Below are 11,625 nucleotides of genomic sequence, written 5' to 3' on the forward strand. Positions count from 1 at the left end.
TATTTTGAAGGATCTGCCACCGGAAATCTGCTTCCGGCGGCTTATCCTTATTTGTACTCTGTATTACTTGGATGCGGCAGGATTCAACTTCTTGGTCTTGATCTCATCCTGAAGCATTGCAAGGAACTCATCCATAGGAACAGTTGTTGTCTTCTGCTCACCATGAAGTCTGTAGCTGACAGTCTTATCATTTACCTCATTCTTACCAAGGATGATCAGATACGGAACCTTCTCAACCTGAGCAGCTCTTACACGATAGCCAAGCTTCTCTGCACGTTCATCAATCTCAACACGGATGTTGTTATCATCTAAGAAATCATACAACTCATGTGCATATGCATTTAATTCCTCATCTTCATTCTTTACAGGAAGGATTCTGGCCTGTACCGGTGCTAACCAAAGTGGCAGATTTCCCTTTGTCTCCTCCAGAATGTATGCCATGAAACGATCTAAGGAACCAAGGATTGCTCTGTGAAGAACGACAGGAGTCTTCTTTGTACCATCCTTATCAATATATGTCAGGTTGAATTTTGCAGGAAGACAGAAGTCAAGCTGGCATGTAGATAATGTATATTCATTTCCGATCGCCGGCTTAACATTTACATCAAGCTTTGGACCATAGAATGCTGCTTCACCGATCTCTTCTGTGTATTCGATACCGATATCATCCAACACTTTACGGAGTGCGTCCTCCGCTGTATTCCACATCTCATCGTCATCATGATATTTCACCTTATCCTCAGGATCTCTTAAGGACAGAACACAACGATAATCTGTGATATTGAAATCCTTATAGGTGTCGAAGATCAAGTCAACAACCTGCTTGAATTCAGATTCAATCTGCTCCGGTGTTACAAACAGATGGGCATCGTTCTGACAGAAATGCCTGCCTCTCTCGATTCCTTTTAAAGTACCACTGGCTTCGAAACGGAAATCATGTGCGATCTCGCCGATACGAATCGGAAGATCTTTATAGGAATGCATTTTGTTTGCATAGATCATCATATGATGCGGGCAGTTCATTGGACGAAGCACGAAAGACTCACCCTCAACTTCCATTGCAGGGAACATATTGTCTTTGTAATGATCCCAGTGACCGGATGTCTTATAAAGATTTACCGTACCAACACAAGGAGTCATAACATGACGGTAGCCAAGCTTTCTTTCCTTGTTCTTGATATAATTTTCAAGCTCCTGCCATACGATATAACCCTTTGGAAGGAACATAGGAAGTCCACGTCCAACCAGATCATCTGACATGAACAGATTCATCTCTTTACCGATCTTTCTGTGGTCACGGTCTTTTGCTTCCTCTAATAACTTCAGATGTTCTTCCAGTTCTTCTGCTGTAGGGAAGCATACACCATAGATTCTCTGCATTACATGGTTCTTGGCATCACCCTTCCAGTATACACCGGAATATTTTACTAACTTGAAGTTCTTGCATAATTTTGTGTTATCAACGTGTGGTCCGCGACAGAGATCTGTGAAATCTCCCTGATCGTAAACTGTAATATTTCCATCCTCTAAGCCTTCGATCAGATCCAGCTTGTAGAAATCATCCTTGAACATTTCAAGTGCTTCTGCCTTTGTAACCTCACGTCTGTAAATCTTCTTGCCCTCTTTACAGATCTTCTTCATTTCTTTTTCGATAGCTGCGATCACATCATCGTTTACAACATCATCGCCAAGGTCGATATCATAATAGAAACCTTCTTTTACAACCGGTCCAACCCAGAACTTTGCATGTGGATACAAATGCTTTACGGCCTGTGCCATAACATGGGCGCAGGAATGATTGAGCGTATTTAATCTCTCGTCTGCTTTAAAATCTACCATTTTCTTATTTCCTTTCTTTTACCTGAACTGACATCCCACCCAATGGTACAATGTCCGATAATTATTTGTACAGGAATCCTTCTGTTTCTTTGTCTATTGCACAAAAAACGCCCCTGTACAGACGTTTTTTCATCTATACAAGGGGCGATTATAATTCTTATATCGCGGTTCCACCCTTTTTATTTCCTGTGGAAATATCTCATTCATGATGATAACGGAATCACCGGACCGGATTAGGGCCGCTCAGAGCTGGTCTTCCTGAATGACTCCTCTAAGATACTTCCACCAAATGTATCTCTCTCTGTAGATTCTTCGTTCAGTACTGTTCTCATCAACACGTTATTCAAAGTATATTTCAACTGTTCCGCACTGTCAAGTAGCTTTTTCCGGTTTTATTATCATTTTTTTCTTATTGAATGATCTAAAGATTTTCCGTTAATACCTAAGACTATGGTCTCTGTCCAAGTCCGCCTTCCAGAGTGATCGTCTCTCCTGTCATATATTTGAAATCAGGGGATGCAAGCTGTACACATACACGTCCGATCTCAAGCTCTGAATCACCGAAATGACCCATCGGAGGTGTATGAACATTCTTGTCAAATGCATCCGGATATGCATTCTTGAACTGTTCTAACTGTGCTGTCCATGCAAGCGGGCAGATGATATTTACATTTACGCCATCCTTTGCCCATTCTGTTGCTGCAACTCTTGTAAGTCCACGAATTCCTTCTTTTGCTGCTGCATACGCACACTGTCCAAAGTTACCGAACAGTCCTGCACCGGATGCAAAGTTGATAACGGATCCCTTGCTCTCTTTCAGATATGGATAGCACGCTTTCATATAATAGAAGGTTGCATACAGTCCGGAATATAATGCCAGATTAAACTGATCTGTTGTATGGTCAGCAAGCGGAACACCGGATGCCGATGCCTGTGCATTATTAACCAATACGTCGATACTGCCAAATGTATCGATCGTCTGCTTTACAACATTTGCAACAACTGCCTCATTATCCGCACCGGCAGATACATCTGCTGCAACAGCCAGAACCTTTATACCATATAAGCGTTCCAGTTCTTCCTTTGCATCTTCCAACTTCTTCACATTTCGTCCTGTGATCACGACATTTGCGCCTTCTTTTGCATATGCTGTAGCGATACCGTAACCGATCGAACCACATCTGCCATCACTTAATACGGCACGTCCTCCACCTGTGACAATAACTGTTTTACCTGTTAAAAATCCCATTTTCTGTTTTCTCCTTATATTATTTGAAATCCGATACCTTCAGACTGCTTTCCGGCCTTATACAAATGTCCCAGTCCGTTTGTATCATATATAATGCTCATTATCTTCTATATCTTTCGATCATATCCTCCCACTGACAGCCTGCTTTCAAATGCACTCTGTTCTAATGGTTTATCATACAGATAGCCCTGTGCATGGTTACAGCCAAGTTCCAGAAGAAATCTTGCCTGCTCCTCCGTCTCAACTCCCTCGGTTATGACATTCAGATTCAACTGTCTTGCCATCTGAATGATACTCTTAATAATGATCTGATCCTGTGTTGAAAATGCCTCATGATTGATAAATGACCGATCGATCTTAATCTCGTTTACCGGGAAATCCCGAAGAACACTCAAGGTCGAACAGCCTGTACCAAAGTCATCAATTGATGTCGCAATACCTGCTTCTGACATATTCTTGATAAAGTCATACAGATCCTTCTGTTCACTCGCTTCTGTCGTCTCTGTTACTTCTATGATGATATACTTTGGATCAATATCATACTCTTTTATGATCCTTATAATTCGTTCCGCCAACATCCGTGGATCATGCCCAACCCCGGAAATATCATTTCTCGATATATTCACAGATATCGGAACAAGCTTATACCCTTTCTCAATCCATTCATTTATAGCCTCACAGACCCGCTTCAGAATATACAGATCCAGATGAATGATAAATCCATTCCTCTCCATGGTCGGAATAAACCGAAATGGTTGTATCACTTCTCCGTTATGAATCCATCTTGCAAGTGCCTCTGTACCTACGATCTGACCTGTCCGGATATCAACCTTCGGCTGATAATACACCTGAAATTCCCGTTTCTCCAACGCCTCAGGAAGCATCTGTTCCATCCGCTGAACATCTACTGTTTCTTCCAGCATCTTGTCCGTTAAAAACGCATACGGAAGCTTGTGCTGTCTGGCATAACTGACGGCAATCGACAAACCATTCATAATATTTCCGGGATCTCTGTCCTTTGCCGTTATCTCATAGGCACCTGCCGCTGCCGCTATATATACCGGAACGACCCGTCCCATATACTTTGCTGTTACCTCAACCTTTTCCAGAAGATGAAGGAACTCTGCCGTTCTGCTTTTCTTGACCAGCGCCATGAAATTATCTCCGCCCAGATGCGCCAGTGTCTCGTCCTCTGCCAGCCATTTTCTGACAGCGACTGCATAACGCTTGATCATCAGATCACCTTCTGCACCACCATACTTATAGCTGAGCAGTCCAAAGCTTTTCAGGTTAAAATAAAAGCCGTTGTACTGACAGATCGTCTGATCCTGCAAATGCTGCTGTATGATCCTGACAAAGCCTGCACTGTTAGGGAGCATCGTGATCAGATTACAATACGAATATTCTCTTGTCTTACGGATCAGTCTGGATCTCGTCACATGAAGATATAAAACCTCAAGGAGAAGAGCTATATCTTCTTTTTCTTCCTCGCTCCATTCTACATTTTCATATGGGAATGCCGTAAGCTCACAATATCCGTTTTCTACCGCTTGAAATGTCTTCTGATATTTGCCTTTCTCGGAATACAAGCCATCCCCGGCATAGAATACATCATGACGATCTTCATCCTGTACAGATTTGATATTTGCCTCAATGTGCAAATGTCCCGCTACCCTGCCGATCTTAAGCCGCTCAGCCAGAGGTTCGATCGCCTTTTTGAATCCATCAAATGTATTCTCAAACTGTAGTAATTCCTGTACATACAGTTCTATATCTTTTTTCTTAATTCTCTCTCTGATATCATCCACTGTCACGGGTGATCCTCCCTCTCATCTTTACTACTCTATACACCACAAAACTATTATTTTACATACAAACAATCATGTGTTTATTATAACATGCTTTTCACTTTTATGGGAAAAAAGATAGTTTTTTGATAGATTTTGAACAGGTTGGAAATCACATGACAGGCGTTATTTCTTATATGACAAATATACAGGTGTTACAATTACCACCATGAAAATAGAATACCTGTAAGCGGTGACAACACGATCATGATCATGGAAAATGTAAAAGATTCCATAGAGATCAATGTTGCCCTCTGTTCCGAAGGGAACATATTCTGAAGTATCGTATTTGTTCTTACCTGTAATGCATCATCACTAAATGCCGCAATAAATCCACCTAATGTCATAATCACATAATTACCAGAATGTTCCACTGCTATACCAAGAAGAACAAGGAATCCGGTTAATACAAATACTGTTCTGTACCGTAAACGATCACACAACAGAATCACCCTTGCTCCAAGGATTCCTCCAAGTTCCATAATAAAGAGTGCCATTCCAAGCAAGGCATTTGGGATTCCACTCTCCGGCAGCTTAGCCTGTAAGAAAAATAACAGTAAAATATCCCCTGCTCCTACCAGCGAATTTACCAACATCAAAACTATTGCTCTCCTTGCATCCTTTAGAAACTGAATACTTTCCCACCAGCAGTCAACCAATGCACGGACAATTGTATTTGCCTTATGATCCCTGTGTTCTCTATGTTCCCATATTCTATTTAAAACAAATATCTGAACCAGACACATTAAAATATCCGTTCCATATGCGGCTCTATAACCAATGTATAACGCAAATCCTGCACACAAAGTTGATATTCCATTACACAAACGGTATATACTCAACTGATCTGATTCATATTTTGCATAATAGGATTCTTCTCCATAGATTTTTAAAGAATCATATGCTAAAGCATCTCCCGATCCTGATGAAAAATTGTAACTCATCGCATGAAGTGCAATAGACAGACATATCGTAAACAAATTCCCTGATGCGATCATAACAACATTTGCAATCATTCGTAAAATACTGCTCACAATCAACATATTTTTTCTTCCAAATACATCCGCAAATATTCCTGACGGTATCTCAAAAATAATGCTGGTTACATGAAAGACCGTTTCCACAAAACCTATTTCGACCAAACTATATCCTCTGGCAGCCAATATTGCCACCCAAGCCCCTGTTAAAGATAAATTTCCAAGGACGGATGATGTGTATAAATATCCTATTTGTTTTCTAATTGTGTTCATAAAAAAATCTCCTTATCTATTTTTCTTAAATGGATAAGGAGATAGTGTACTTTTTTATTACGTTTTATATCATTGTTCTGATATATGACTTGTTCTAAAAAAAGGCGCACTATCCCCGTAAGGAACACATGTATAACCTTTTTTCAGTTGTAGATTTGTCATTTTCCAGAACATAATCTTAATCCTTTCAATATCAACTCATAGAATTGTACGGTTAGGATAGCATATCCTGCCTTCATTTGCAAGGGTATAAAAACTCACTTTATTCGCAGCATTACCGAAAACTGCTTATCTTTTACCTCTGCTGAAACCACATGCCCCAGCTTATCGGCCAGGCATTTTACAACATATAAACCAAGTCCTGCGCCTTCCTCCCGGCGGGAATTGCCACGGTAGAAGGCGTCAAATACATGGTCGATATCGATCTCATTGTCAGCCTCTATGTCATTCGTGAATGTAATGGATACTCCGTCCGCATCCTGTTGTAAGCAGACGCTGATTCTGGTATCCGCATATTTTCTGGCATTAGAAAAGAAATTTGTAAATATCCGGTTCAGCACTTTCTCGTTGCTCTGAACCCAGACTACACTTTCCGGTATGTCAAATGCTGCCTGAATCCCGGACTCCTGAATCCATTCATACTGCTCCAGCACAAGTGCTGTCAAAGTTCTTGCCACATCTATATTCCTGATGTCAATGGCTTCATCCTTTGCCTCTGCATAAGATACCTCAAAAAATGCATCCGACAACACACGGAGATACTCTGTCTTTGCGATCGCGATATCCAGATATTCCATATCCCGGTCGTCTATGCGTCCACCTTTTTTCATCAACTGCAGATATCCTTTTACTGCTGTAAGGGGTGTTCTGAAATCATGAGAAATGCCTGCGATCACATTTTTCAGTCTGGTTCTGTCCTGCTCCAGCGCACGGTTTCTCTCCTTGATCTGATCCGAATAATCATTTAACGCTTTTGCAAGAGCTACGATGTCACGATCAAAATATTCCACATGGATCTCCTGATCCACTCCTCCATGCAAGCGTTTCTGAAGCTTGGCTGCAAATATCCGCATCTGTCTTTTATATTGTATCAAACGTATAAAAAGGACTGCTGCCAGTAAAAGCAACAGTCCTGAAATTATGATATACCATTTATCCATGTATACAAATTCTCCTCAGGCTATCAAAGATCCAACACCCTAATTGAACCATCTTTTCTTATAGCTATTATATGATAACACATATGATTTCTATGTATTCCCGGTCGTCATATTTCTTTATCTTTGTCCGGTTTCCGCCATATATTCACAGATGAGATGATTGATCTCTCTGTCATCTTCAATCACAAGTAGCTTTGGCATATTGTTTCTCCATAAATCGTTAGTTTTTACATCTAAGCTCTACGCACACAACCTCCGGATAATTGAACAGGCGAACCGGAATTATGCTGTTGCCAAGTCCCCTGCTGACTATCATTTCTGTATCTGCGCGGTTATATTTTCCTGATGTGTATTCCGGTAAAAATCCCTGATCGGGTGCAACGATTCCCCCGACAAATGGAAGTCTGATCTGTCCTCCATGTGCATGTCCGGTCAAGACAAGATCAGCTCCGGCATTTGCATAGTTCTGAAGGTACTGTGGCTCATGCGCAAGTACGATGGATAATTCATTTTTCTGCTCCTGAAGCAGATTCTTTAATGTCTCATCACTTAAGTGCTGATCATCTAACCCTGCCAACATAAAAGAGGAATCCCCTTTTCAATGCAGACGGCTTCATCATCCAGATCACATGCTCCGGCAGCAAGAATCCCCTGCATCATCTGTTCATTTTCCGATGGCTCAAGCCAATATTCATGGTTGCCGGTCACATAATATACCGGTGCGATCTTCACTGCTTCTTTCACAAATGCTACCGCACGTTCCACATTTGTATGATTAGAATCCACCAGATCCCCGGTAATAACAATGATATCCGGCGAACAGCTTCGTATGGTTTCTAACAGCTTCTTATTCTCTTTTCCAAATTCAGCGTTGTGTAGATCCGATATCTGTACGATCCGGTATCCATCGAGATCTGCGCCAAGCTTTTCTGATTCATATGTATATGTGGTAATTACCAGATGCTTATTCTGAAACAGGCAAAACGGAATCAAAATAATGATTATAAGCATCAGAATGATAATCTTTTTGTGTGGTATTTTTTTCATCTTCATCTATTCACGGTCACAAATAACCGCTCCCATCTTTTATCTATCGTCTTTACCCTGCGATACTTCCTGCCTATAATATTTTGATACAAAAAATAACGCACGGCAAATTTTATTCCTCTTATAGGATATAAAATCATTTGTCGTGCGTCAAATAAATAATTATGAATATGATGATAAAAACTGCTTTGTACGTTCCTGCTCCGGATTGTCAAATACCTCTTCCGGTCTGCCCTGCTCAAGTATATATCCATCATCCATGAATATAACCTGACTGGCTACGTCTCTTGCAAATGCCATCTCATGAGTGACAATTATCATCGTTGTCTTTTTATCTGCAAGATTTCTGAGAACCTTCAGCACTTCGCCGGTAAGCTCCGGATCAAGAGCTGATGTCGGTTCATCAAAACACAGGATATCCGGCTGCATAGCAAGTGCTCTTGCGATCGCAACTCGCTGACACTGCCCGCCTGATAACTGATGTGGATAATTGTTCATCCGGTCTCCTAGTCCCATCTGACGCAGAAGATCTTCGCCCTGTACTCTTATCTCATCCAGTATGTTCTTTTTATTTGCCTTATAGTCCGGTCTTTCCTTTGCCAGAAGCTCCCTTGCCAGCATAACATTCTGAAGTGCTGTGTACTGCGGGAACAGATTAAATGACTGAAATACCAGTCCAAAGTGCAACCGTTTCTTCCGAACCTCCGACTCCTTAAGTGTCTCCGGCTTATCCGTATCGAGAAGGATCTCATTATTTACACGGATAATTCCGTTATCCGGCATTTCAAGGAAATTCAGGCAGCGAAGCAATGTAGTCTTACCACTTCCTGATGATCCTATGATCGACAGAACCTCTCCCTGCTCTAATGAGAAGCTGATATCCTTAAGTACATCGGTCTTACCAAACTTCTTTTTTATATGTTCAACCTCTAATATCGCCATACAGCTCCTCCTCTATCTGAAGAAATCCAGTTTCTTCTCTAATTTTCCAAGTAAAACAGTAAGTACACCATTCCAGATCAGATAATAGAATGCGCAGAAGAACAATGGCCATATCGCACCTGAGATTCCCTGTGAACCTTTCATGAACGCCTGTCCTGCCCAGATAATCTCCTGCAACGCAATGATACGTGCAAGTGATGTATCCTTAACCAGCGTAATGATCTCGTTGGACATTGCAGGTACGATCTTCTTTATCATCTGAAGAAGCTTAACCTTGAAGAATATCTGTTTTGGAGTCATACCAAGCACCAGACCTGCTTCCTCCTGTCCAACAGGAATTCCCTGAATTCCTCCACGATATATCTCTGAAAAATAGCAGGCATAATTCACGATGAACGATACCGATGCTGCCACGAATCTTCCGCCTTCGCCACCGCCCCAGATCGGGTTATGGAATACAAGTCCCGGAAAATAATAGATGATAAGCATCTGGATCATCAGAGGTGTGCCTCGAACGATCCACACGATAAATTTCATAAGATAGCTGAGTGGCTTAAACTTTGACATAGAGCCAAATGCTATTAAAAGTCCCAGTGGAAATGCACCAAGCAAGGTCACAAAGAACAATTTTAAAGTTTGAATAAATCCTGTATTAAGCGCCCCAAGTACAATTGGGAGCTGTTCAAAAAACAAATCCATAATAATTTTCTCTCTAAGTAATAATCAAAATAACCGTCTTATAGTCTGTTAATTACTCTGTAAGTGCTGCCTGTACCTTGTACTTCTCTGCACATTTCTCCATAGATCCATCAGCCTTGCTGTCTTTGAAAAACTTGTTAAGCTCTGCTGCAAGATCAGAATCTTTTCTGAAACCTACACCATATTCCTCACTGTTAAGGCCTACTGTATATGTAAGATTTGCATAGCCTGTGCCTTCACCTACCATAGCTGCTGCCATAAGGGAATCGATAATTGCTGCATCAGATGTTCCTGCTGCAACTTCCATAAGTGCATCTGACTGTGCCTTCACTGCTGTATAATTAAGTCCAAGTTCCTTTGCCTGATCTTCTCCGGCACTTCCTGCTTCTACAGCAAATGTAAGTTCCTTAATGCTGTCTACTGTCTGGTACTGATCTGCCTTGTCCTGTGGCACGATTACTACCTGTGCATTGTTGCAGTATGCATCAGAACATGCCATTGAACTTGTAACCTCGTCTGTAAGTGTCATACCGTTCCATACACAGTCGATTGTCTTACCATCAAGCTCCATGATCTTGTTGTCCCAGTCTATCTCTACGAATTCTGCTTTCACGCCGATGCTCTCAGCAAATGCGGATGCCATGTCTGCATCAAATCCAATCCAGTTACCTGAGTCGTCTTTGTAATCCATTGGTGCGAAATCTGTAACACCAACAACAAGAGTTCCCTTTTCCTTTACGTATTCCAGATCACTCTTTGAGTCATTTGATGAATCTTTCTTTCCACAGCCAACCATAGAAAGTCCCATTACTGCTACTAAAACCAGTGCTACTAACTTTTTCATGATTATTTCCTCCTGAATATAATTAAAAGATATATGTCTGCCCCTTCCGGGCGCAACACGATAACATAGTAACAGTTTATCACAATAAAGTCAAACGTAATCTTGTGGTTTATTATGGTAGCAGTATTATTTCTTTAATTGGTAGCAATTCTTTTTGTATTTCCTTATTTTCATCTTCTGTAAATAATAAGCTATTATATATATTTGCTTTACCACGTAATAAATTCGTAAAATCATATAACTACATAAGCCAAAATTATTTCTTATGCCTTTATCACCTAATTCCTTAAATTCATGATACATAACAGAATCAAAATTAACAAAAAGAGATTTACACAACCACTTAATAAATTTCGGATATATAAAATGCGAAACATAGGACTCCTCTATCTTTTTAATTATTTCATCTATATATCTATCATCATTAAGCTCACCTAAGATATTCTTATATATCAACTTATTTATCTTCTCTCCCCAAATCTTATATGCGCTAACTGACATATAATCTTTTCCAGATCTTTCTGCATAAGCTAAACCAAAGATTAAAGCGACAACGACATCATTATTATTAAGTAAAGATAATAACCAGCTAAGCTGAAAATCTGAAATATTATTGCCACTCATAATTTCTTTATAACTGCATTTTTTAGCTTCATTTATAATATATTTATATTGATCACAATAATTTGATTTTTAATATATTGATCACAATAATTTGATTTTTAATATATTACAAAACTCCTTTGTA

11 protein-coding genes are annotated in these 11,625 nt (G+C 40.4%); all 11 read right to left on the reverse strand.

The genetic code is table 11. The annotated features are described in order from the left end of the window. Positions 1–63: 63 nt before the first annotated feature. Positions 64–1,839, reverse strand: a complete 1,776-nt coding sequence (gene thrS, locus DW959_RS11390) for a threonine--tRNA ligase (protein WP_021944954.1) — start codon at positions 1,837–1,839, stop codon at positions 64–66. Positions 1,840–2,287: 448 nt separating this feature from the next. Continuing rightward, on the reverse strand, positions 2,288–3,088 hold the full coding sequence (locus tag DW959_RS11395) for an SDR family NAD(P)-dependent oxidoreductase (protein ID WP_008402696.1): 801 nt from the start codon (positions 3,086–3,088) through the stop codon (positions 2,288–2,290). Positions 3,089–3,195: 107 nt separating this feature from the next. Then, the gene (locus tag DW959_RS11400) at positions 3,196–4,902 is read right to left on the reverse strand and encodes a bifunctional diguanylate cyclase/phosphodiesterase (RefSeq protein ID WP_008402697.1); all 1,707 of its coding nucleotides are present in this window, start codon (positions 4,900–4,902) and stop codon (positions 3,196–3,198) included. A gap of 194 nt (positions 4,903–5,096) precedes the next feature. Continuing rightward, entirely contained in the window at positions 5,097–6,185 is a 1,089-nt protein-coding gene (locus DW959_RS11405) for an MFS transporter (RefSeq protein WP_008402700.1), read from the reverse strand. Positions 6,186–6,442: 257 nt separating this feature from the next. After that, on the reverse strand, positions 6,443–7,345 hold the full coding sequence (locus DW959_RS11410; RefSeq protein ID WP_008402701.1) for a HAMP domain-containing sensor histidine kinase: 903 nt from the start codon (positions 7,343–7,345) through the stop codon (positions 6,443–6,445). A 220-nt stretch (positions 7,346–7,565) separates the two neighbouring features. Then, positions 7,566–7,925 carry a hypothetical protein gene (locus DW959_RS14655; protein WP_243023388.1) on the reverse strand — a complete coding sequence of 120 codons (360 nt, stop codon included), beginning with the start codon at positions 7,923–7,925 and terminating at the stop codon, positions 7,566–7,568. Further along, positions 7,910–8,398, reverse strand: a complete 489-nt coding sequence (locus tag DW959_RS14660) for a metallophosphoesterase (RefSeq protein WP_243023389.1) — start codon at positions 8,396–8,398, stop codon at positions 7,910–7,912. The genes DW959_RS14655 and DW959_RS14660 overlap by 16 nt, the downstream gene beginning before the upstream one ends. A gap of 156 nt (positions 8,399–8,554) precedes the next feature. Then, a complete protein-coding gene (locus DW959_RS11420; protein ID WP_021944957.1) occupies positions 8,555–9,334 on the reverse strand; it encodes an amino acid ABC transporter ATP-binding protein in 780 nt (259 codons plus the stop codon). Between the two features lie 12 nt (positions 9,335–9,346). Further along, entirely contained in the window at positions 9,347–10,033 is a 687-nt protein-coding gene (locus DW959_RS11425) for an amino acid ABC transporter permease (protein WP_117785671.1), read from the reverse strand. Between the two features lie 52 nt (positions 10,034–10,085). Continuing rightward, positions 10,086–10,877: a transporter substrate-binding domain-containing protein gene (locus DW959_RS11430; RefSeq protein WP_021944958.1), complete on the reverse strand. Its 792-nt coding sequence runs from the start codon at positions 10,875–10,877 to the stop codon at positions 10,086–10,088. A gap of 126 nt (positions 10,878–11,003) precedes the next feature. Further along, positions 11,004–11,501: a hypothetical protein gene (locus DW959_RS11435; RefSeq protein WP_118616203.1), complete on the reverse strand. Its 498-nt coding sequence runs from the start codon at positions 11,499–11,501 to the stop codon at positions 11,004–11,006. Between the last annotated feature and the right edge of the window lie 124 nt (positions 11,502–11,625).

Origin of the sequence: Clostridium sp. AM46-21, from assembly GCF_003480025.1 — a bacterium.
GTDB lineage: Bacteria > Bacillota > Clostridia > Lachnospirales > Lachnospiraceae > Coprococcus > Coprococcus ammoniilyticus.